The sequence below is a fragment of the Saccharothrix mutabilis subsp. mutabilis genome, from assembly GCF_039521145.1.
Taxonomy (GTDB): Bacteria; Actinomycetota; Actinomycetes; order Mycobacteriales; family Pseudonocardiaceae; genus Actinosynnema; species Actinosynnema mutabilis.
The window spans coordinates 577,971-601,477 of sequence record NZ_BAAABU010000002.1; the positions used below are offsets into that span (position 1 = coordinate 577,971).

The window sequence follows — 23,507 nt, forward strand, 5'->3', positions numbered from 1 at the left end:
CGTGACCGCGCCCGCCGACCTGCCCACCGCGCTCGACCCCGGCCGGGCGCGGCACGACGACGAGCCCGACACCGTCCTCGACCCGGGCCGCACGCCCATCGGCACCGGGTGGGCGCGCGTGCTGCCCGCCCGGCTGGCCGAGCGGTTCGAGGTGGTGCGGGACCTGACCGGGTCCGGGCGGCAGGGCGACGTCTACCTGGTCCGGGTCCGCGACAGCGACGAGCAGGTGGTGCTCAAGGCGCACCGGCCCGGCTGGCGGCTGGACGACCGGGTGGTGGACCTGCTGGTGCACGGCCGCCCGAGCCGGCACGTCGTGGCGGTGCACGAGGTCGGCGAGGAGGAGGGCCGCTGGTACGAGGTCATGGAGCACCTCGCCGGCGGGACGCTGGCCGAGTGGCGGCGGCGGCAACCGTCCGGTGTGGACGGCGCGGTGCTGGTGGAGGTGGTGCGGCAGCTCGCCGAGGGCCTCGACGCGCTGCACCGGGCGGGCGTGGTGCACCGGGACGTAAAGCCCGCCAACCTGCTGATCCGCGCGCTGGGCCCGTTGGAGGTGGTGATCGCCGACCTGGGCATCAGCCGGCACCTGCCCGACGGCGAGGCGTTCACCGCGACCAACGAGGTCGGGACCGTGCCGTACGTGCCGCCGGAGTTCATCAGCGGCGGGCGGGTCCTGCCCGCGTTCGACTGGTGGTCCCTGGGCGTCACCGTGCTGGAGCTGGCGACCGGGCAGCGGCTGTTCGAGGGCATCGACGACGTGCCGCTGCTGCGGTCGCGCATCGGCACCCGGCCGATCCGGGTGGACGTGCCCGACGAGCGGGTGCGGCTGCTGTGCTCGGGCCTGCTGGCGATGGCGCCGGAGGACCGGTGGGGCGCCGAGCAGGTCGGCGAGTGGCTGCGCGGCGGGTCGCCGCCGGTCGCGGCGTTGCCCGCGGTGGGCGAGGAGGAGGTCGCCGAGCCGTACGTGTTCCTGGGCGCGGAGTACCGGGCGCGGGACCTGCTGGCCGCCACCATGACCGAGAACTGGGGCGCCGCGCGGGCGTGGCTGTTCGCCGAGGACCACCGGCCGCTGCGCCGGCTGCACCGGTGGCTGGAGCAGTTCCCGGGGCTGCCGCCACGCCGGCGGGCGGGCCGCCGGGAGACCGACGACGTCAAGCTGCTGCACGAGTTGCGCGCCGTGGACCCGGCCCACCCGCCGTGGTACCGGGGCTGGAACATCACCCCGGCGCGGCTGCCCGAGCTGGCCGACGAGGGCGTGCGGGGCGTGGGCGCGGCGGGCGAGGTGGTGACCGACCTGTGGCGGGCGGACCTGCTGCCGCTGCTGGCCACCGGGCGGCCGGGGTCGGGCGCGGGCGGCGGCGACGGGCTGGCCGGGGTGCGGGAGCGGTGGCGCCGCGAGGAGGGCCGGCTGCGGGCGCTGGCGGCGTCGTTGCCGGACCCGGGCGCGCGGGAGGAGGCGCAGCGGATCCTGCGCCAGGACCGGGACTACGCGCTGTCGTTGGCGTTGTTGGCCGCCACCGCGACCGGCGCGCACCGGCTGGAGCTGCGCCGCACGTTGGACGAGCGGGACCGTGCGCTGCGGCTGCCCTGGTTCTCCGACCTGGTGGCGCGCACCGAGTACCAGTGGCTCGCGTTCGCGCTCGTCCCGCACGCGACGCGGGAGGCGGCGCGGGTCGAAGCCGAGGAACGGGCCCGCCGGGCGCACGAGGCGTGGCTGCGGCGCACCGAGCGGCAGCGGGAGTGGTCGCGGCGGCAGAACCGGCCCCAGGCGCTGGGGTACGCGGTGACCGGCGTGGCGGTGGTCGCGGTGGCGTTGTTCGCGCTGGTCGGGTTGAGCGACGCGGCCGGGGTGGCGACCGACGCGCAGGTGTTCGACGCGTGGTTCGCGGTGGTGGCGGCGTTGGCGGTGGTGCTGACGGCGGAGTCGCTGCTGGCGTGGTCCGCCGGGGGCCGGTTCCACCCGGCGTACTCGTTGCTGGGGGCGGGGGCGATCGTGCTCGGACGGGTGGCGCGGAACCTGCTCGCGCGGCGGGTCGCGGTGCCGGTGGTGTTGGCGTGCCTGGTGGCGTTGGGCGTGGCGGCCGTGGTGTCGCCGGTGGTGGTGCCGTGCGCGGTGGCGGCGGTGACGGCGGCGTGGGCGGTCGGGCGGCACCTGGCGTGGCGGGCGCAGGACCGGCGGGAGCGCGAGATCGCCGCGGCGCCCGGGTGAGCCGGGTGCGGCCCGGGTGGAGGCGTGCCCGGGTGAGCGCGGGTTGGTCCGTCAGTAGTCGGCGAGGGAGGAAGCGATGAGTTCAGGTGGGATCGTCCTCGCGCCGGTCGCGTTGCCCGTCGTGGCGGCGGGGGCGGTCGTGGTGGTCGGCGCGGTGGCGGTGGGCGCGGGGGCCGTGCTGCTGGCGCGGGCCGCGAACGCCGCCGTCGAGGGGTCGGTGCGCGCCCTCGGTGAGCACGGCGCGCGGCTGGAGGCGGAGGTCGCGGGGCTGGAGGCCGCGGCGGCCGACGCGCGCCGCTGGGAGGTGGCCGCCGCCGACGTGGTGGCCGTCAACGCCCGCATCCGCCTGCTGCGCGACCGGGCCGCGACCGCCGGCGCGACCGTCGCCGTCCCCGCCCCGCTCACGTTGACCGCCGGTCGCGACCCGGCCGAGCTGGCCCGCTGGGTCCGGCAGGCCCAAGTGGACCTGGCCCGCGCCCAGGAAGCGCTGGACGCGCGGGTCCCCGCGCCGGCGCTCGCGATCGGCAAGTCCACTGTGGACACGAAGATGGCCGACGCGCTCGCGGGCCACCGGGAAGCCCTGCGCCGCCGGTACGCCACGGCCGTCGCCGCCGCGCCCGAACCGGTCTCCCCCGGCGAGGTGGAACGGGTCCTGGCCCTGCTCGACCCGGACGCGACCACCGACGAACGGGCCGCCGCGCTGACCGCCGCCGCCCTGGTCGCCGCGCACCCCGAGGAGAAGCACGTCTACCTGGCCGCCCTGCGCCGCCGGATCACCGCCGAGATCAACCCGCGCGCCGCGCGCCGCCGGCTGGCCGCGAGCTGGGTGCAGGTGCTGGAGGACGGCCCGCTGACCGAGGCGCTGGCCGGCGCCCAACCGCCGCCCGACCTCGCCGACACCGCCGACCGGCTGCGCGCGGTCGTCGCCGGGACGCACGACCTGACCGCGCGGCTGCGCACCGAGGCCGCCCGGTTGCTGGAGTGGGCCGAGGAGACCGCCCAGCGGTTCTTCGTGTGCGAACTGGTCAAGCACCACCTCACCGACCTGGGCTACCGGGTCGAGGACACCTTCGACGCGGGCGGCTCCGCCGGCCTGCGGCTGGCCCGCGCGGACTGGTCCGGCGAGCACACCGCCGACGTGTGGGTGGACGCGCACGCCACCGTCCACGGCCGGGTCGTCCGCGAGGTCGCCGCCGCCGGCGACGACGCCCGGATCACCGACCTGGAGCGCTGCGACACCTTCGCCGACGACCTCGCGGCCGTGGCCGCGCTGATGCCCGAGGCCCAGGCCGTCGTGGACCGCACGGCCGCGCCGGAGGTCCGCGCGGCGGCCGACGACCGGTCCGGCACGGCCACGACCGACCGGCGGCGGGAGCGGCGATGACCCGGGACACCGCCCCGCGCTCCGGCCGCTTCCTGCCGGAGTTCCCCGCGTTCGTCAACGAGGTCGCCGGGACGCTCGCCGTGCACGCCCAGTACGTCCTGCACGGCAACCTGCGCGACCAGTTCCTGGTGACCCCGCCCGGCGGGCACCCGGAGATCGTCACGCTGCTGCCCCTGCTGTGGCGGGCGTTGCGCCCCTTGGGGTTCGAGGCGCTGATCACCTACGACCAGGTGGCCGGCGTGGGCGTTTTCCCCGACGAACCCGCCGCGCACCAGGCCGTCGAACGGGTCCTGGGCGGCGGCGTGGTCGGGCGGCGGCCGTCGCTGGAACGCCTGCGCACCCACCTGGCCAAGGTGGTCGGCGTGCCCGAGCAACCGCCGGCGGAGGGCGACGGCTCCCGCGCGCACCGGCCGCCGGCGGAGGGCGACAGCTCACGCGCGCACCGGCCCCCGGCGGAGAGCGAGGGGTCCCGCGCGCACCGGTCCGCGGCGACCAAGCCCGCCGCCCGGGTCGCCGTGGTCGTCGACCACGCCTCCCGGCTGACCCGCGTGCCCGGCCAGCTCGACCCGAACGAGCTGGGCTTCTTCCTGTACTGCCAGAAGCTCGCGCTCACCGCCCAGCCGCTGTCGTTCGGCGGCGACCGCCCGGCGGAGCTGCACAACCCGGTGCTCTGGCTGGTCGAGGGCGAACGCGACCTGCCCGCCTGGCTCACCGCGGGCGTCGAGCCGGTGCGCACGGTCGCCGTCGGCCTGCCCACCCTGGACAACCGGCTGGACATGGCCCGGCTCCTGGTCCCCGTCTTCCCGCCGGCCGCGGTGGACGGGCCGACCCGGGTGGACCCGGCCGAGGAGTTCGCCAACCGCACCGACGGCCTGACCCTGGAGTCCATGCTGCGCATCGCCCGCCTGGCCCGCGACCGCGGGCTGGGCCTGGACCGGATCGCCGACGCCACCCGCGTCTACAAGCTGGGCGTGGACGACAACCTGTGGCGGCGCGGCAGCGTCCGGGCGCAGATCACCAAGGGCGAGGCGGTGATCGCCACCCGGATCAAGGGCCAGGAGCGGGCGGTGGCCAAGACCCTGGACATCCTCAAGCGCGCCGCGCTGGGCCTGTCCGGCGCGCAGGCGAGCACCCCCGGGTCCCGGCCGCGTGGCGTGCTGTTCTTCGCCGGGCCCACCGGCGTCGGCAAGACCGAGCTGGCCAAGCAGGTCGCCGAGGTGCTGTTCGGCGACGCCGGCGCCTACCTGCGGTTCGACATGAGCGAGTTCGCCGCCGAGCAGGCCGCCGACCGGCTCATCGGCGCGCCGCCCGGCTACGTCGGGTTCGAGGCGGGCGGCGAGCTGACCGGCGCGGTGCGCCGCCGGCCGTTCCAGGTGGTGCTGTTCGACGAGATCGAGAAGGCGCACCCGCTGGTGCTGGACAAGTTCCTGCAGATCCTGGAGGACGGCCGGCTCACCGACGGGCAGGGCGTGACCACGTACTTCTCCGAGTGCGTCCTGATCTTCACGTCCAACCTGGGCATCATCGTCACCGACCCGGAGACCGGCGCGCGGCGGCGGATCGTGGACCCCGGCATGCCGTACGCCGAGCTGGAGGCGACGGTCAAGGCGGCCATCCGCGACCACTTCACCACCAGGCTGGCCCGACCCGAGCTGCTCAACCGGTTCGGCGACAACATCGTGGTGTTCGACTTCATCGGCCCGGAGACCGCCGCCGGGATCTTCGCCGCGCAGCTGGACAACATCGCCGCCCGCGTCCACTCGGAACTGGGGCTGCGGCTGGAGTTCACCGACACCGCCCGCGCGCAGCTGGCCGCCGCGTGCACCGCCGACCCGGAGAACGGGGGCCGCGGCATCGGCAACCTGCTGGAGAGCAACCTGGTCAACCCGCTGGCGCGGGTGCTGTTCGACCAGGACGTCCAGCCCGGCGCGCGGGTCGAGGTCACCGGGCTGCGCACCGGGGACCGGGGTCCGGAGCTGTCCGCCCGGGTCGGTGCGCCGTGACCAAGCGGTGCCCGGTCGACCCGGACGAGGTGTTCGAGGACGCGGAAACCCTGTGCCGGGCGCACATCCGGCCGCTGGTGGTGGTCGCGGACGAGCCCGAGCCGGTCGTCGCCGCCCCGGCCGGGGCGCAGCCGCGCGAGCCGTGGTCGCTGGACGCGTGCTGGCACTGCGGGACGCCCTCGCCGCACCCGGACAACCGGTCGTGCCTGCGCCCGGACTGCCGCCGCGCGCTGACCCCGCCCGCGCTGCACGTCCGGTTCCGCGACGGCGAGGTGGAGCTGGACCCGGGCGAGCGCGCCGAGCTGGGGCGGCACGGCCCGCACGGGCGGGCGTTCCGCGGGTTCCCCAACGTGTCGCGCCGGCACGCCGTGGTCGGCGTGGACCCCGACGGGCGGGCGTGGATCGAGCCGCTGCCCACGCCCAACGGGACGTTCCTCAACGGCGTCGAGCTGCCCGAGTCGGTCGGCCGGACGCTGTTGTCCGGCGACACCGTCCGGCTCGCGCTGCACGCCGAGGGCGCGGTCACGTTGTACGACCGCACGACGGGAGGACCGCGGTGAGCGTCCTGTCCACGTGGCTGCGGGCCCGCACGCCGGTCGGCCCGGAACTCCCCCGGCCGGTCGTGGAGCCCCGCACGCCCGCCGCCCTGCTCATCACGCAGGCCGAGGCCCAGGGCGCCGCCGACGCGCGGCGGCACGTCCGGGACGGCTGGTCGTTCGGCGGTCCCGACGACGGGCCGTCGGAGGCGTTCGACCCCGAGTACGTGAAGGGCCTGCGGCGGCTGTGCGACGCGGCCGTGCACTCGGCGCTGGAGCGGCACGCCCTGGCCCGCGAGCGGACGGCGCACCTGCGGGCGCGGGCCGACGAGGCGAACCGGTCGATGGTGGCCGCGCGGTCCCAGATGGACCGGCTCGCCACCGACGCCGCCCGGCGGGTGACCGCCGGCGAGACCCCGGCGGAGGACGTTGCCGACGACGACCCGGTGTGGGAGGGCGAGACCGTCGCGCTGCCCCCGGTGTGGCGGCTGGTGATCCTGCTCGGGCTGGTGGTCGCGCAGGTCCCGGTGCACTACCTGGTGTTCCGGCACTTCCTGGCGGGCCGCGTGGAGGCCGGCGCGATCTGGGCGGTGTGCGGGTCGATGGCGGTGTTCCTGGTGGCCGCGCCGCACGTCGCCGCGCTGCTGGTGCGGGCGCGGCAGGCCACCGGCACCGAGCGCCGGCTGACCGCCGTCGTGCTGGTGACCGGGGTGTTCTGGGCGTTGGTGGTGGGGGTGCTGGGCGTGCTGTGCGGAGGCGTGCTGGAGCTGAGCCGGGAGCGGTTGGCGCCGCTGAACCTCACGTCCACGACGTTGGTGCTGATGTTCGTCGGCGGGCTGGTGGTGGCCGGGGCGATGGCGTTCATGCTCGGCCTGTCCCGGCGGCACCCGTTCCAGGAGGCCTACGCCCGGCACCGGCGGCGGCGCGACCGGGCGGAGGCCGCCCGGCGGGCGCTGGTGGACCGGCTCAACCCCGAGCACGTCGAGGACGGCGGGCCGGAGGCGCTGGTCCAGGCCGTGCGGGCGGCCTACGCGGCGGCGGAGGAGGCGTACTTCGCGGCGTTGACGCAGGCGGTCGGGGACCCGGCCTTCACCGAGGCCGTGCAGCACCGGCGCGGCCTGCGCCCGGCGGGTGCGCCGTGAGCGTGTTGCGGGTCAGCCGGACGCACTTCCCCGTCACGGCGTTGGGTCCGGGGGCGCGGCTGGGCGTGTGGGTGCAGGGGTGTTCGTTGGCGTGCAAGGGGTGCATGTCGCAGGACACGTGGAGTCCGGGCGGTGGCGTGGACGTCCCGGTCGCGGACCTGGTCGCGCTGTGGCGGGAGGCGGCCGGGCGGGGCGCGGACGGCGTGACGGTGAGCGGCGGCGAACCATTGCAGCAGCCCGAGGCCCTGCGCGAGTTCCTCGCCGGGGTGCACGCCGAACGCGGCGCGGCCGACATCCTCGTCTACACCGGGTACGAGGAATCGGAACTCGACGAGCGGCGCCGGAACGCGGTCGAATTCGCCGACGTGCTGGTGACCGGCCGTTTCGACATCACCCGGCCGACGGCCTTGATCTGGCGCGGGTCGGCGAACCAGCGGATGGTCCCGCGAACGGACCTGGGCCGCCGCCGGTACGCACAGCACGTGGACCACGAGCCCGAGCGCCCACCGCTCCAGGTGCGGGCCGACGGCAGCGGGATCTGGCTGATCGGGACGCCCCGACAAGGCGGTTTGGCCGCGTTGGAGCGCGGGCTGCGGGCGAGCGGACTGCCGGTCGAGAGCGCCACCTGGCGGTTGAGATCACCGGGTCAAAGCGGTTGAGATGGCCGGTTCAGGCCATTTCCCCTAGTCACTGTCAATGAGATCCGAGTCTATTAATAGGCTTTACCCCGTGTGCGCTCATAGCTTCGGGCACATCCAATTCAGATGTGCACGGGGGTGGCGCGATGGACGTTCGGGAAATGGCCCGCAGCGGCGAGTTGGCCGCTTATGCGGGCGCTGTGACCGGGGAGGCGCGGCGGCGGCTGCGGGCCGCGACCTACGAGGTCGTGCAGCCGGTGGTGTTCCACCAGTTGACCCGCCGGCTGGAGCTCAACCGCGGCCACCGGGCGTGCGCGGTCGCGGTGTCCCGGCTGGAGGACCCCTGCCTGGACCGGTTCCACGACGACATGGACGCGGTGATCGAGGACGTGTTCCGCAACGCCCGCGTCCCCGTCCACAACCTGGAGGGCTGGGTGAGCAGGCGGCTCACGCTCGCGACCGTCAACGGCTACCGCCGCCGGCGGGGCGAGCGCGGCGCGTTGCAGCGGCCCCGGGTGCCCCGGTGGCTGGCCGCCCGGCTCGGCGGGGACCCGGCGCTGACCGCGCTGGCCGTGGAGGTGCTGGAGTTCGTCGGCAACGACGCGACCGCCGGGCCGCGGGTGTGGCCCACCGAGCGCTGGGCGGAGCGCCGGGCGGCCGGCGACGGGTGGGAGGCCGCGCACCGGGCGGTGCTGCGCGACCTGGACACCGTGCTGGGCGCGATGCGCGCCCGGCCGGCCTGGTTCGAGGCCTACGTGGAGCGTCCGCTGGGGCGCAAGCCGCACGCGGCGGCGCCGTTGCCGCCCGGCGAGGTCCCCCTGCCGGTGGTCGCGGAGACCGACGGGCTGCTGGTGGAGTTGGCGGGGCTCGCCGTGGACTCCATCGAGGACCGCCTCGCCCGCGGCGAGAACCCGCGGCGCGCGGTGGTGGACGTGGTGACCGCGGTCTTCGGCCCCGGCGCGGCGCCGTCCGGGCCCGCCGTCGAACGGGTCCTCGCGGTGCTGGGAACCCGCGGCTGAGCCGTCCGTCAGAAAGGGGCGGGACGGCGTGACGAGGAGGGGCTGGATGGGGATCGAGGACGTCCTCGCGCGGTGCCGGGCGACCGCGGACCGCGCGGCGGCCGGCGGCGTCGGGCCGGCGGAGGTGGCGACGCTGGTCGCGGACCTGGCGACGCTGCCCGCGGACCACCCGGAACGCAGCCGGCTCGCGGTCACCGCGGTCCTCGCGCTCACCAAGGGCGGCGGCGCGGCCCCCGCGCAGGTGGGCGGTTACCTCAACGACCTCCTGGAGCTGGTGGACCACGTGCCGGCGACACTGGTGGCGTGGCCGCAGGTGCGCGCCTCGGCCCGTGCCCAGCACTTCATGCACTCCGCCGTCCACGGCATACCGATCGACCTGCCCGCCGCCGAACGGGAACTCGCCGAGCTGGCCGAGGCCATGTGGGACGTGCCCAGGGTCAAGTTGCTGGTGGAGTCGGCCAAGCGGGTGATCGGCACGGTGGCCGCCGGGCACGAGGGCGACGGGCGGGCCATGGCGCAGATGCTCGACTCGCTGGGCCCCCAGTTCGACAAGCTCGGCGACGACCCGGGCGTGCGCGGCATGCGCTCGTTCATGGAGGTCGCCCAGCGGGCCATGGTGGCCCAGCAGTCCGGCGACCTGGACGAGGTCATGGCGGCGTTCCGCGAGATGCAGCGGGTCAGCGCCGACCTGCCCGCCGACACCGGGATCCACGAGGTGCTCGCGCAGACGTCCGCCGAGCTGGACGTGCTGATGTCGTCGTTGCGGGGCCAGGCGCCCGGCGGCGACGACCCAGTGGCGACCGCCGACGACATCGCGCGGTCGCTGGCCGACGACGACGCCCCGCTCGCCGAACGGGTGCGCGCCCGGCTGCTCGCGGCCTCCGCGCTGATGCGGGGCGGCGAGGAGACCGACCTGGCCCGGGTGGACGCGGCGGTGGACCAGTACCGCGCGGCGCTGGCGATGGGCCGCGACCACGCGCAGTACGAGTTCGCCCTGACCGGGCTGGCCGTGGCGCTGTACCGGCGGTCGGAGGTCGCGGGCACCACCGACGGGCTGGACGAGGCCGAGGAGCTCCTGACGCGGGCGCTGGAGCTGTTCGGCGGGCCGCGGCACCGGCAGTGGTCGATGGCCAACGGGTTGCTCGCGAACATCCGGCAGCGGCTGGGCGACCTCGCGGCGTCGGGCGAGTTCGGGCTGGCGGCGCAGCGCAGCTACGCGTGGCGGGCGCTGTTGGAGCCCGACCCGGCCGACGCCCGGCTGGCCATCAAGGACGCCGTGCACGACGCGGTCGAGCTGGCCCGGACCTGCCTGCGCGCCAACAACATCGCCGACGCCCTGCGCGCGTTGGACACGTGCCGCGGCCTGATGCTGTTCGCCGAGGTCGAGCTGCGGGACGTGCGCGAGAAGCTCGTCGCGGCGGGTCGGGCGGACCTGGCGGAGCGGTGGGTGCACGAGGGCCGCGACTCCGAGGGGCTGCGGCGCGAGGTGGTGGCCGCCCTGGTGGACGCCGGCGCCACCCGCAACCTGCTCGACCCGCCCAGCCTGGCCGACATCCGGCGCGCGCTGGCGGACTCCGGGGCCGACGCGCTGGTGTACCTGGTGCCGGGCAGCGGCCTCGCGCCCGGGGTGGCGGTGATCGCGCCGCGCGAGGGGCCGCCGGCGTACATGGCGTTGCAGCACCTGGTGGTCGAGGGCGACGCGGACATCGAGCGGTACCTGACGGCCCTGGCCCACCGGTCCCGCGCGGGCGAACCGAACCGCACGATGCCGACCCTGGAGACCGAGACCGAGACCGAGACCGGGACTGGGGCCGGGGCCGCCTCCGCCGAGCCGGGGAGCGCCGGGGCCGGGTCGGGCAGCGCTGGGGCCGGGTCGGGCAGCGCCGGGGCCGAGGGGTTCGCGCGGGAGATCGCGGCCGAGAGCGGGCCGTCGTTCGGCGACAGCGTCGACGCGTTGTGCGGGTGGGCGTGGCGCGCGGCGATGGGGCCGTTGCTGGAGCGGTACTTCGCGCGGACCGCCGCCGGGCGGGTGCCGCGGATCGTGCTGATCCCGATGGGCGACCTCGCGCGCGTCCCGTGGCAGGCCGCGCGGCGGCCCGACGGCACGTACGCCGTGGAGCTCGCCGCGTTCTCGCAGGCCGTCTCCGCCCGGCTGTTCTGCGACAACGCCGCCCGGCGTCCGGTGCGGCCCGGCTCGACCGGGCTGGTCGTGGGCGACCCGGACACCGAGGGCGCGGCCGTCGCCCTGCACGCCGCCCGCGAGGAGGCCCACGCGGTGCGGCAGGCGTTCTACCGCAGCGCGCGGTACGTCGGGCGGCGGCCGGACGGGTCGACCAGCCCGTCCGGCCGGGGCACCGCCGCGGAGGTCCGGGAGTGGCTCGCCGACACCGCGCCGCACGCGGGCGGCACGCTGCACCTGGCCTGCCACGGCTCCTACACCACCAAGGACGGCAAGGCGACCGCCGCGCTGCTGCTCGCGCCCGACGAGCCCGGCGGCGCGCCCGGCGAGCTGGGCACCGACGAGATCGTGCGCGTGCTGCGGGCCGTGCCGGAGCGCCGGATCGGCCTGGTGGTCATGGCCGCCTGCCACACCGGCCGGTCCATCCACGGCTACGACGAGGCCTACAGCCTGGGCACCGCGTTCCTCGCGGGCGGGGTGCGGACCGTGCTGTCCACGCACTGGGCCATCCCCGACAAGGCGACCTCGGCGCTGATGTACGTGTTCCACCACCACCTGCGCGAGGACCGCATGGCGCCGTGGGAGGCGTTGCGCGCGGCGCAGATGTGGATGCTGCGGCCCGACCGGGAGCCGCCGCCGGGGATGCCCGAGCGGCTGCGGTCGGTGACCGCGGGCCACGACCACGCGCACGTCGTCGCGTGGGCCGGGTTCGTGCATGGTGGTCGGTGAAGACCTGTCGGGAGAGGGAGACCGGATGTCCTCGGTGGACGACGTCATCGCGCGGCTGCGCGCCGAAGCGGCGGGCCTGACCGGGACCGCGCGCGTGGAGCCGCTCAGCCGCCTGGGGCAGGCGCTGCTACAGCGGTTCTCGCAGCTGGGCCCGGGCGCGCCGACCGCCCTGGCCGACCTCAACGGCGCGGTCGACGCGTTCGAGGAGGTGCTGGGCCACGTCGGCGAGGGCGACCCGCTGCGGGTGAACGTGGCGCTGTTGCTCGGTTTCGCGCTCAGCGCCCGCAACAACTACATGACCGACGACAAGGACATCTCCGCGTCGATCGAGCACCTGTCCGCGGCGCTGGAGTCCGACCGCGTCCCGCCCGCCTCCGCGGCCGGCGCGCGGATGATGCTGGGCCAGCAGTACCTGACGCGGGCCATGTCCCGGGTCGCGCTGGGCCAGTCGGCGATCGGCATGCTGACCGCCACCTCGAACCAGAGCGAGGTCCCCGAGGTCGACCGCGCGGTCGAGTGCTTCCGGGCGGTCGTGGACGGGCCGTTCATCAGCGACGACTTCCGGGACATGGCGCAGATGTCGCTGGAGATGAGCGAAGCCGTGCGGGCGGTCCTGGGCGGGTCGCCGGGCGGGTTCAACTTCCAGAACATGATGGCCGCCATGGCGAAGCTCCAGGAGATGCAGCAGCGGTACGCGTCCGGGGAGAAGCCGGGCTACGGGCCGTTCAAGTTCACCGACGTGTTCAACTTCGCCAACGTGGGCCAACTGGTCAACATGGACCCGATGGACCACCCGGTGGCGGTCGTGCACGGCGAGGTGGACGACGCGCCGGCGACGGCGCTGCCGGTCGAGCCGGAGCCCGAGCCCGTGGACCTGCGCGGGTCGCTGCGCAAGCGGCTGGGGCTGGCCGAGCCGGTGTGGGAGTCGGCGGCGCGGTTGCTGGTCGCCGACCCGCCGGCGGTGGCCGTGGTGGACGAGGTCGTCGCGATGGCGGGGACGGTGGTGGACGAGGACGAGGACGCCGACGTGGTGGACTGGTTCCTGGTGGCCGTCACGCTGCACCTGCGGCACCGGCTGGACCCCGGCGGCGACGACCGGCGGGCCGGCGCGGACGCGTTGCTGACCGCCGCCCGCAGGTCGCCCGTGGACCACCCCGCGCTGCCGGTGGTGCTGCGGTCGCTGGGCGCGTTCCTCGCCGTGGACGAGCCGTTGGGCGGGGTGTTGGACGCGGTGGCGGCGGGGTTCGCGGGGCGGTTCGACGCGGTGCTGGCCGGCGGCGGGGTGACCGACCCGGACGAGTGGGCGGACCTGCACGCGCTGCGGTGCGTGTGCCGGGCGGCTTGGGCGGTGGCGGAGGCCGGGCGGGCGGTCGAGCGGCTGTCGGCGGACTACCCGTGGCCCGGCCCGCTCAAGGCCGCGGCGCGGCCGTGACATGGCGTCGTTCATCGGGCGCGACACCGAGATGGCGGTGCTGACCGGGCTCCTGGCGCAGGTCGCCGAGCACCGGCCGGCGGTGGTCGTGCTGGACGGCGAGGCCGGGGTCGGCAAGACCCGGCTGGTGGCGGAGTTCTCGGCGGCGGCGCGGGCGGCGGGCGCGGAGGTGCTGTCCGGCGGGTGCCTGGAGCTGGCGGGCGGGGCGATCCCGTACGGGCCGCTGATCGAGGCGTTGCGGCGGCTGGTGCGGCAGCACGGCGAGGCGGAGGCACGCCTGCTGGCGGGCCCGGCGTGGGCGGAGCTGTCCGGCCTCATCGCGGACTTCACCGGCACCCCTGCCCACGCCACCCCGCCAACCCACGCCACCCCGCCAACCCACGCCGCGCCGCCAACCCACGCCGCGCCCCACCACGCCCCGCCCGCCCACGCCGCGCCCCACCACGCCCCGCCCGCCCACGCCGCGCCCCACCACGCCCCGCTCGCCCAAGCCCCGCCCGCCCTGGGCGCGCAGACCCGGGTGTTCGGCGCGGTGTCGCGGTTGTTGGACCACATCGGCGAGCACCAGCCGCTCGTGCTGGTCTTCGAGGACGTGCACTGGGCCGACACCGCGACCCTCGACCTCATCGCCTACCTCGCCCTCACCGCGACCGACCAGCGGCTGATGCTGCTGTGCAGCTACCGGTCCGGGCTGCGGCTCGGCCACCCGCTGCGCGCCCGCCTCGCCGAACCCGAGTTCACCCGCCGCACGCACCGGATCAGCCTCGCCCCCTTCACCACCCGCGAGCTGCGCGCGTTCGTCGCCGCGCTGACCGGCGCGGACGTCAGCCCCGAGCGCGCCGACCGGTACTTCGCGCTGTCCGAGGGCAACCCGTACTTCACCGAGCAGCTCGTCGCCGCCGGGCCCGACCCGCGCGTCCCCGACTCGATCGGCGACCTCATGCTCGCCCGCCTCGCCCAGCTCGGCCCGGACGCGGCGACCGTCGTGCGGGTCGCGGCGGTGGCCGGGCGGCGGGTGTCCGACGCCCTGCTGGCCCGGGTCGCCGGGCTGGACGAGCCCGCGCTGGACGCCGCGCTCACCGAGTGCCTGGCCCACCGGGTGCTGGTCGAGGACCGGGTGGACGAGTCCTACAGCTTCCAGCACGCGCTGCTGCGCGAGACCGCCTACGAGACGGTCCGGCCGCGTGAACGGCGGCGGCTGCACGGGGTGCTGGCCGAGGCGTTGGCCGAGGAGGTCGACGGCAACCCGCACGTGCTGCCCGAGCTGGCCCACCACTGGACCGCGGCGGACCGGGTGCCCGAGGCGCTGTGGGCGGCGATCGGGGCGGGCGACCTCGCGGTGCGGGTGCGGGCGTTCCCGGAGGCGGAGGTCCAGTACCGGACCGCCCTCGACCTGTGGTCGCGCGTGCCGGGGACCGACGACGCGGCGCGGGTCCGGGTGCTGACCGCCGCCGCCGACGCCGCTCGCTGGGCCGGGCACCTGCGGCAGGCCGTGGCGTGGGCGGAGGAGGCCGTGGCCCGCGCCGGGACCGCCGACCCCGCGCTGCTGGGCGAGCTGCACGAACGGCTGGGCAGCTACCGGTGGGAGGCCGGGTTCGACGACGACGCCGTGGCCGCCTACCGCGCCGCCCGCGCGCTGCTCGACACCGCGCCGCCCAGCGCCGCCGGCGCCCGCACGAGCGCCGCTCTGTCCACAGTGGACATCAAACGCGGCGACTACACCGGGGCGCTCGCCCTGGCCCGCGCGGCCGAGGACGAGGCGCGGGCCGCCGGCGCGACCGCCGAGATCGGCCGGGCCCGCAACAGCTCCGGCCTGGCCCTGACCCTGCTCGGCAAGCACGCCGAGGGCATCGCCGACCTGCGCGAGGCGCTGCGCGTCGCCACCGAGGTGGACCACCTGGAGGACATGCTGCGCGCCTACGGCAACCTGGGCGTGTGCCTGGAGCGCGCGGGCCGGGTCGCCGAGGCCGTCGAGGTCTTCCAGCGGGGCCTGGACAAGAGCCGCGAACTGGGCCTGCTCGGCGCGCGGCAGGCCGGGCTGCTGGCCAACAACGCCTGCGCCACGCTGTTCCTGCTGGGCCGGTGGGCCGAGGCGGACGTCCTGATCACCGAGGTCCTGCGGTACTACCCGGCGCGCGAGACCACGTTCCAGCGGCTCACCAAGGCCGAGATCGACCTCGCCACCGGCCGCCTGGACGACGCCGAGCACCTGCTGGAGAGCGTCCGCACCCAGCCCAGCGCGCAGCCGCGCTTCCTCAGCCCGCTCTACCGGTGCCTGGCCGAACTCGCCGCCCACCGCGGCGACGCGGAGGCCGCGCTGGACACCGTGCGGCACGGCGTGAAGGCCATCGCCGACGCCGAGGACCACCTGCTGGTGCTGCAACTGTGCGCGTTCGGCCTGCGGGTCGCCGCCGACCACGCCACCCCGGCCCCCGACCTGGTCGAGTGGGCCCGGACGGCGGGTCGCGGCGCGGACGACGCCGAGTCCGCCGTGCTGGCCGCGCAGAGCGACACCGAGCACCACCGGGTCACCGGCGCCGACACCGCCGCCGAGTGGGACGCCGTCGCGCGGGCGTGGCGCTCCCTCGACCGGCCCTACCCGGTGGCCTACGCGTTGTCCCGGCTGGCCGCCGCCGCCGCCCGCGAGGGTGACCGGGGAGCCGCGTCGGCCGCCGCCGCGGAGGCCGCCGACATCGCCGAACGGCTGGGCGCCGCGCCGCTGCTGGACGCCGTGACCCGGCTCGCCCGCTCCCACCGGCTGTCCCGGCGGGTCGAGCCGAGGGGCGGGGTCCCGTTCCACCTCACCGCCCGCGAACTGGAGGTACTGCGCGAACTCGCGGGCGGCCTCACCAACCGGCAGATCGGGACCCGGCTGTCGATCACCAAGGAGACCGTCGGCACCCACCTGTCCAACGCCTACCGCAAGCTCGGCGTGGACAACAAGGTCTCCGCCCTGGCGAAGGCGCGCGACGCCGGACTGCTCCGCTAGCTCAACCCTGGAGGACCCCATGGCCCGCAAGGCCCTGCTCATCGGCGCGCAGACCGGTGGCCTGACCGGCGTCGCCAACGACGTCGCCGCGATGGCGGACGCCCTGACCCCCTGGGGCTTCCAGAGCACCCGGTGCGAACGGCAGAACGCGAGCCGCGCGGGCATCCTGGACGCCTACGAGCGGCTCATCGCCCAGGCCCGGCCGGACGACGCGGTGGTCGTCTACTACAGCGGCCACGGCGCCTACTCCCCCGACCCGGACCGCGGCTGGGGCACACCCGGCCACCGCGTGCTCCAGCTGATCGAGCCCACCGACTTCGCCGCCTCGACCGAGGAGGACTTCCGCGGCATCACCGCGCTGGAGCTGTCCGTGCTGCTGGCGCGGCTGACCGAGCGGACCCGCAACGTCACCGTGGTGCTGGACTGCTGCCACGCCTCCCACATGTCCCGCGACCGCGACCCGGTCGTGAAGGCCCGGTCCCGCCCGGTCCCGGCCAGGCTCATCCGCGCGCACCTCGACACGTTGCGCCGCGAGGGCCTCCCGGTGGACCTGTGGGAGCCGACCGGCAACCCGCACGCCGTGCGGATCGCGGCGTGCGGCCCGGAGCAGCTGGCCGGCGAGGCGGCCAACGCCGACGGCGTGCGGATGGGCTACCTCACCGACGCGCTCACCCGGTCGCTGGCCGAGCTGCGGGACAGCGGCCTGGCGCTGTCGTGGGCGACCGTCGTGGACCGGGTGCGGCAGCGGGTCCTCGCCGCGTGGCCCGCGCAGCGGCCGGAGGTCGAGGGCCCGGCGCGCCGGGTCGTGTTCGACACCGCCGAGGCCGACCCGGTGGCCACCTTCCCGGTGAGCCCGGTGCGCGACCGGGTGCGGATCGCGGGCGCGCCGCTGTTCGGGGTGCGGCCCGGCGACGAGTTCGTGGTGATGCCCGACGACTCGCCGGAGGCCGACGACGACCGCAAGCTCGGCGACGTGCTGGTGGAGAAGATCGACGCCCAGGCCGCGTACGGCGTGCTGTCCAGCGGCAAGGCGGTGCCGTTGGGCGCTCGGGCGCACCTGGTGCGCGCCGCGCTGCCCGCGCTGCCGGTGCGGATCACCGGTGACGACCCGCGCCTGTCCGCGGTGGCCCGGCTGGTGGAGCCGGTCCCGATCGTGCGGGCGGTCGAGGACGCGGAGGTCCGCGTCGAGGCCGAGGCGGGTGGCCTGGTGGTCCACGACGCGTTCGGGCCCCTGCACGTCCCGCAGGGCGTCGACGCCGTGGTGGCCAACCTCAAGCGGGTGGCGCAGGCGAGGGCGCTGCGGTGCCTGACCGAGGACCCGTGGCTGGCGCTGCCGACGCCGGTGACCATCGGGTTCGCCCGGGTGGTGGACGGGGAGGCGGTGCCAATGCCCCGGTCCGGCGCGGTGGTGCACTCCGGGGAGTCGATCTGCGTGGAGGTGCGCAACGAGGGCGCCCAGACCGTGTACGTGTCGCTGCTGGACATCGGGGTGTCCCAGAAGATCTCGGTGCTCAACCCGTCCGCGCCCAGCGGGGTGCGGCTGGACGCGGGCCGCTCCTACACGTTCGGCGGCAACGACTACACGGGCGCGCTGGCGGGCCTCGCGGTGAGCTGGCCGTCGTCGGTGCCCGCCGGGGAGCCCCGCCCGGAGACCATCGTGGTGCTGGTCAGCGCCGAACCCACCGACACCAGGGTGCTGGAGCAGTCTGGGGTGCGCGGCGGCGGTCTGTCCCGCTTGGAGCGCCACCTCGGGCAACTGGGCGCGGCGGGCGTGCGGGAGACCGCGCCGGAGGCCGCCCGCCCGGTGCGCTTCGCCGTGCACACCATCGACTTCGACCTGGTCCCGACGCCCGCGCCGGCGCCGGAGACGGCCGTGTTCCAGGTGGACGACCGCCCGGCGACGCCGCCGTGGACCAGGTCCGCCAGGTCCTCGGAGGTGTCGGTGCGCCTGTCGGACCTGGTGGTCCACCACAACCGCCGCTTCCGCCGGTCCGCCGTGCGCCTGGACGCCCTGGTCGTCACCGACGGCGAGTTCCACGTGCACACCGAGACGTTCACCGACATCAAGGACGGCGAACGCCTGCCGTTGTCGGCCTGCGCTTTCAAGGGCACCGCCCGGTCCGCCTTGGACATCGCGGTCTGGGTGTCCCCGGCCGGGGGCCTCGACCTCGCGGACCGGTTGCGGTGGCCGGGCAGCGTCGCCCGGCTGGTCGACACCGCCGACGCGGTCCTGCGCCGGGAGTTGGGCGAGGCCATCGGCCTGTACCGGACGACCCTGACCGCGGCGGAGCACTTCGGACTGAGCCGCACCGCGGGCGATTGTGCCGTGCGGGCACAGGACTTCTCATTCCGCTGCGCGGTGGTCGAGCCGTCCGTCAGGGTTGGGTAGAGGGTCCGGCAGCGAAAGGGGAGAGCGGGATGAAACGAGTGATCATCGGCGACCAGTCGTGGGGCCTGGCCGACGCCGACGCGGCCCGGGTGGTGTCCGACATCGAGCAGGCGATGACGGACGGGACCGTGGTCCGGCTGCCGTTGCTGGCCGAGGGCCGGCCGGTGACCGTGTTCTTCAACGGCAAACTGGCCCTGACCGCGGTGGTGGACGACGACTCCGGCACCCGTCCCACCGAGATCTCCGGCTGACCCCGCGGCCCGGTCACGAGCGGGTGCCGGTGAAGGCGTAGTCCGGCAGGTCGATGTCCGTGGCGAACCAGTCCGTGGACTTCAGCAGCAGCTTCACCAGCACCCGCGACCGGAACACCGCGTTGCGCAGGGCGATCCGTCGACGCGTGGGCGGGGCCAGGAACGGTCCCGCGTTGGCCTTCGCCGCCACCTTCGCGTAACCGCGCATCAGGGATTCGTACCGCGCGAACGCCCGCGTGTGGTCGCCGCGGGCCGCGACCAGCTCGCCCGCCAGCACGTACGCGCCGACCACGGCCAGGCCGCTGCCGAAACCGCTCAACGTGTTGCCGCACGCGGAGTCGCCGAGCAGCGCCACGCGACCGGTCGAGTACGTCGGCACGTGGACGCGGCTGATGCTGTCCAGGTACAGGTTCCCGGCGTGCGGCAGGCGTTCGACCAGCTCGGGGACGCGCCAGCCGCCGCCCCGGTAGGCGTCGGCGACGATCCGCCGCTGCTGCTCGACGTCGTGGCGGTCGAAGTCGAGTTCGGGCGAGGCGAACACGAAGAACGCCGGTGACTTCGGGCCGCCGACGGCCACCATGCGGCCGGGTTCGTTGTACATCACCGGATCGGTGTCCAGTTCGATGTCGGCCAGGGCGTAGTGGTGGCCGAGGAAGTCGACGAACTCCTCCTCCGGTCCGAAGGCCAGTCGCCGGACCGTCGAGTGGATGCCGTCCGCGCCCACCACCAGGTCGAACGTGCGCGGGGCGGCGTGGCGGAACGTCACGTGGACGCCGTCGCCGGTCTGGGTCAGGGACGTGGCGGTGTCGCCGAACACGTACTCGGCGCGGTCGGCGGTGCGGTCGTGCAGCAGGGCGGCCAGGTCGCCGCGCGGGATCTCGACCGCGCCGCCGGTGAACTCGCCGGGGATCGTGGCCAGGGCGCGGCCCCGGGCGTCGATGATCGTCTGGTCGGTCCCGCCGGTCTGGCGGCGGCGGACGTCGTCGAGGACGCCCATGCGGGAGAGCACTTCGAGGTGGGTCGCGCCCTTGAAGTCGACGGCTTGGCCGCCGGGTCGGGGCGCGGGGGCGCGTTCCACGACGGTGACGGCGCAGCCGGCCAGGGTGAGCCAGTGGGCGAGGGCCGGGCCCGCGATGCCGGCGCCGGAGATGAGCACGTTCTTCATGGTGGTCAGCGTGCGGGCGGGCGCTGACAGGTCACCGCCGGTCCGCTGACAGCGCCGTCAGCGCCTGCTGCCGGGTCTGCCCCGCGCCCCGCGCGTACGCCTCGGCGAAGGCGTCCGGGCCGACGGCGTCCCGCGCCCGTTCGACGGCCCGCGCCACGTCCGGGTCCCCGACCACCGCCACACCGCGCAGCGCGACCGCCGTGCCCAGCAGGAACGCCGCCCGCTCGCCGTCGTCCAGCGCGCCGGCGAGTCCTTCGACGGCGTCGGCGACCCCGCTCGCGGTGACGCTGTCCAAGGCCCGCCGGTGCAGCCGCAGCGCGTCGTCCGGCCCGGCCAGCCGCGCGGCTTCCGTGGTGATGTCGGAGCGCAGCAGCACCGCCGCCGGGTCGCCCGCGTGCACCGCCGCCACGGCCCGGTCCACCAGGCGGCGGGCCTCGGGGACGTCACCCCGCAGGCGTGCCAGCCGGGCCAGCCCGAGGTCCACCGCCGGCGCGTCCGGCCGGGCGCCCAGCTCCGCCGCCCGCCGGTAGTCGGCCTCGGCCGCCGCCCACTCCCCCTGCCGCACCAGGCACGCGGCGCGCCGGCCGAGCACGTCCGCGGACTCCAGCCGCGCCCCCAACGCGGCCAGCAGGTCCAACGCCTCCCGCCACAGCTCGTGCGCCCGCGCCCACTCGCCCCGCAGGCCCGCCGCGAACGCCAGCCAGTCCAACGCCTGCGCGACGCCCCAGCGCTCGCCCAGCCGCCGGAAGCGCGCCAGCACGTCGGCCAGGGACCGCTCGCCGGCCGCCGGGTGCCCGTCGAGCAGCTCGACCAGCGCCTCGCCCAGCCGTTCCAGGGCGGTGTTCCACGGGTCGTCGCGCAGCAGCAGCGCGGGCAGGCGCGGACCGGGGCCGCGGGTCATCGCCCACACCGCCGCGCCGAACGGGTGCCGCAACGGCCGGTCCAGGCAGCGCAGCACCTCGGTCGCCCGCGCGCGGTGCTCCTCGGTCGCGTGGGAACCGGCGTGCGCCACGCAGCTGACGTATTCCTCCTCCAGCCCGTCCGGGACGTCGTCCAGCAGCGTCGCCGCGACCTCGGCCACCTCGTCGCGCCGCCCGCTCAGCCACCAGTACGCCGCCGCCGCGGTCACCAGGCGCATCGCCGTCGGCCGGTCGTGGCGGGCGGACCAGCGCAGGGCGGCCACCAGGTTGTCGTGCTCGGCGGACAGCTCGGCCAGCCGGTCCAGCTGCCCCGCGCGCCGCAGGTCCGGGTCGGCCCGCTGGACCAGGTCGAGGAAGTAGCGGGCGTGCGCGTGCCGCAGCTCCGGTTCCTCCTGCGAATCAGCAAGCTCTTCCTTGCAGTACAACAAGATTGTGTCGAGCATGCGGTAGCGCCCGGCCCGGACCCGCAGCAGCGACCGGTCCACCAGGTCGGCCAGCGCGTCGTCCGACCCGCACACCGCCGCCACCGCGTCGGCCGTCGCGCCGCCGGTGAACACGGCGAACCGCCGCGCCAGGGCCTGCTCGTCGGGCCGCAGCAGGTGCCAGCTCCAGGCGACGACGGCGCGCAGCGTGCGGTGCCGCCGCGCCGCCGTCCGGTCGCCCCGCGACAGCAGCCGGAAGTGCTCCTGGTTCTCCAGTTGAGCGGCCAGCTCGGCGACGTCGAACTGGCGCAGCCGCACCGCCGCCAGCTCGATCGCCAGCGGCAGCCCGTCCAGCAGCCGGCACACCCGCGCGACCTCCGGCCCGGCCGCGAACCCCGGCCGCACGGCGGCGGCCCGTTCGGCGAACAACGCCACCGCCGGCCCCTCGGGCAACGGCTCCAGCGGCACCAGCAGCTCACCGGTCAGCCCGAGCGGCTCGCGGCTGGTGGCCAGCACGGCCAGCCGGGGGCACGCCGAGAGCAGCCGCCGGACCAGGTCGGCGACGGCGTCCAGCACCTGCTCGCAGTTGTCCAGCAGCAGCACGGTGTCCTGGTCGCGCAGCTCGGCGAGCAGCCGGTCCACCGGGTCGGTCCGGGCGAACCCGGGCTCGCGCACGCCGAGCGCGCCCAGCACCGCGTGCGGCACCTGCGTGCCGTCGGTCAGGGGCGACAGGTCGACGAAGCACACGTCCCGCGCCCACCGCCCGGCCGCCTCGACGGCGAGCCGCGTCTTGCCGATCCCGCCGGGCCCGGTGACGGTGGCCAGCCGGACCGGGTCGGCCAGCCGCGCCAGCTCGTCGTCCCGGCCGACGATCCGGGTGAGCTGCGCGGCGAGCCCGCGGCGGGGCGGCCGTTCGGCGCGCAGCAGCGCCAGGTGCACGGCGGACAGCTCGTCGGACGGGTCGACGCCCAGCTCGTCGCGCAGCAGCCGGCGGGCGCGGTCGAACTCGGCCAGGGCGTCGGCGGTGCGCCCGTCGTCGTGCAGGGCCCGCATGAGCTGCCCCCGCAACCGCTCGCGGAACGGGTGCGCGTCCACCAGCTCGCGCAGCCGCCCGACCGACGTGCCGGAGGTCGCCAGTTCCGCCTCGACCAGGTCCTCGGTCGCGGCCAGCCGGGCCTCCTCCAGCCGCGCGACCCGCGCCCGCGCGCCCGGCAGGTCCACCAACGCCGGCCCGCGCCACAACCCGAGCGCCTCCCGCAACGCCCCCGCGGCCCGCTGCGCCGCACCGGCCACGAGCAACCGCCGCCCTTCCGCGGCGAGCCGCTCGAACCGGTGCACGTCCACGTCGTCGGGATCGACCACGATCCGGTACCCGCCCCCGGTGGACTCGATGAGCCCGTCCGGCAACCCGCGCCGCAACCGCGACACCCGGGCCTGCACGGCGTTGGCGCTCTCGCCCCGGAAGTCCACCACGCGTCCGACGTCGAGCAGGAGCGCGGTCAGCAGGGCCCGGGGCTTCGGCCCGCCGACCGCGACCACCTCACCGGCGTCGGTCCACACTTCGAGTGGCCCAAGGATCCCGAACCGCATGCGCCGATTCTGCCCACCGGGGCGTCACTCGCACGCGATGCCGTCACCGTCGCGGTCGAGGTCGTAGATGTCGTCACCGATCACCTGGACGGGTCCGCGCACGTAGGCGGGGCCGTTGCCGCTGCCGCCGGCGCAGTCCACGTCGCTCGCGACGGGCACGCAGCCGCTGTAGTTGGGGTCGCACTGCTGCGCGGGAGGCGGCGGCGGGGCCTGGGTGGTCGGCTTGGGCGCCGGCGGTTGCGTGACCGGCGGCTGGGGTGCGGGCGGCGGGGGCGGCGGCGCGACGGTCGTCGTCGTCGTGGTCGTGGTTGTCGTCGTGGTCGTGGCACTCGTCGTGGTCGACGTGGTGGTCGACGTGGTCGTGGCGGTCACCAGGTCGGGCGCGCCGGGCTTGGCGCTCGTGCCGCACGCCGTGGTGACCAACAACAGGACGCCGAACACGCCCGTGGCAACGCGGTACCGGCCTAACGCTCTCTCCACCATGACGACTCCCGCACTCCGACTGACGTATGC

At 76.1% G+C, this 23,507-nt stretch carries 15 protein-coding genes; 12 read left to right on the forward strand and 3 right to left on the reverse strand.

What is annotated here, in order from left to right:
- Position 1: 1 nt before the first annotated feature.
- The 12 genes from ABD126_RS06580 (at position 2) to ABD126_RS06635 (ending at position 18,897) form a co-directional block, all read left to right on the forward strand.
- Positions 2 to 2,206, forward strand: coding sequence for a protein kinase domain-containing protein (locus ABD126_RS06580; protein WP_343932725.1), 2,205 nt, complete (start codon positions 2 to 4; stop codon positions 2,204 to 2,206).
- Positions 2,207 to 2,282: 76 nt separating this feature from the next.
- Positions 2,283 to 3,590 (forward strand): hypothetical protein, encoded by a 1,308-nt coding sequence (locus ABD126_RS06585; protein ID WP_343932726.1) that lies wholly within the window; start codon positions 2,283 to 2,285, stop codon positions 3,588 to 3,590.
- A complete protein-coding gene (locus tag ABD126_RS06590) occupies positions 3,587 to 5,593 on the forward strand; it encodes an AAA family ATPase (protein WP_343932727.1) in 2,007 nt (668 codons plus the stop codon). Before ABD126_RS06585 ends, ABD126_RS06590 begins: the two co-directional genes overlap by 4 nt.
- The gene (locus tag ABD126_RS06595) at positions 5,590 to 6,153 is read left to right on the forward strand and encodes an FHA domain-containing protein (RefSeq protein ID WP_343932728.1); all 564 of its coding nucleotides are present in this window, start codon (positions 5,590 to 5,592) and stop codon (positions 6,151 to 6,153) included. Before ABD126_RS06590 ends, ABD126_RS06595 begins: the two co-directional genes overlap by 4 nt.
- On the forward strand, positions 6,150 to 7,271 hold the full coding sequence (locus tag ABD126_RS06600; protein ID WP_343932729.1) for a hypothetical protein: 1,122 nt from the start codon (positions 6,150 to 6,152) through the stop codon (positions 7,269 to 7,271). The genes ABD126_RS06595 and ABD126_RS06600 overlap by 4 nt, the downstream gene beginning before the upstream one ends.
- Positions 7,268 to 7,930, forward strand: coding sequence for a 4Fe-4S single cluster domain-containing protein (locus ABD126_RS06605; RefSeq protein ID WP_343932730.1), 663 nt, complete (start codon positions 7,268 to 7,270; stop codon positions 7,928 to 7,930). Before ABD126_RS06600 ends, ABD126_RS06605 begins: the two co-directional genes overlap by 4 nt.
- A 125-nt stretch (positions 7,931 to 8,055) precedes the next feature.
- Entirely contained in the window at positions 8,056 to 8,928 is an 873-nt protein-coding gene (locus tag ABD126_RS06610; RefSeq protein ID WP_343932731.1) for a hypothetical protein, read from the forward strand.
- Positions 8,929 to 8,974: 46 nt separating this feature from the next.
- Positions 8,975 to 11,836, forward strand: coding sequence for a CHAT domain-containing protein (locus ABD126_RS06615; protein ID WP_343932732.1), 2,862 nt, complete (start codon positions 8,975 to 8,977; stop codon positions 11,834 to 11,836).
- A 25-nt stretch (positions 11,837 to 11,861) separates the two neighbouring features.
- Positions 11,862 to 13,268 carry a hypothetical protein gene (locus tag ABD126_RS06620; protein ID WP_343932733.1) on the forward strand — a complete coding sequence of 469 codons (1,407 nt, stop codon included), beginning with the start codon at positions 11,862 to 11,864 and terminating at the stop codon, positions 13,266 to 13,268.
- Position 13,269: 1 nt separating this feature from the next.
- Positions 13,270 to 16,257 (forward strand): ATP-binding protein, encoded by a 2,988-nt coding sequence (locus ABD126_RS06625; RefSeq protein WP_343932734.1) that lies wholly within the window; start codon positions 13,270 to 13,272, stop codon positions 16,255 to 16,257.
- A gap of 19 nt (positions 16,258 to 16,276) precedes the next feature.
- Positions 16,277 to 18,646, forward strand: a complete 2,370-nt coding sequence (locus tag ABD126_RS06630; RefSeq protein ID WP_343932735.1) for a caspase family protein — start codon at positions 16,277 to 16,279, stop codon at positions 18,644 to 18,646.
- Positions 18,647 to 18,675: 29 nt separating this feature from the next.
- A complete protein-coding gene (locus tag ABD126_RS06635; RefSeq protein ID WP_343932736.1) occupies positions 18,676 to 18,897 on the forward strand; it encodes a hypothetical protein in 222 nt (73 codons plus the stop codon).
- Between the two features lie 13 nt (positions 18,898 to 18,910).
- On the opposite strand, the gene ABD126_RS06640 is transcribed toward ABD126_RS06635, so the two are convergent.
- Genes ABD126_RS06640 through ABD126_RS06650 form a run of 3 tightly spaced genes read right to left on the reverse strand, consistent with a single transcriptional unit; the run spans position 18,911 to position 23,477 of the window.
- Positions 18,911 to 20,062 (reverse strand): FAD-dependent monooxygenase, encoded by a 1,152-nt coding sequence (locus ABD126_RS06640; RefSeq protein WP_343932737.1) that lies wholly within the window; start codon positions 20,060 to 20,062, stop codon positions 18,911 to 18,913.
- 31 nt (positions 20,063 to 20,093) lie between these two features.
- A complete protein-coding gene (locus ABD126_RS06645) occupies positions 20,094 to 22,994 on the reverse strand; it encodes an ATP-binding protein (RefSeq protein ID WP_343932738.1) in 2,901 nt (966 codons plus the stop codon).
- Between the two features lie 24 nt (positions 22,995 to 23,018).
- A complete protein-coding gene (locus ABD126_RS06650) occupies positions 23,019 to 23,477 on the reverse strand; it encodes a hypothetical protein (protein ID WP_343932739.1) in 459 nt (152 codons plus the stop codon).
- Positions 23,478 to 23,507: the final 30 nt, after the last annotated feature.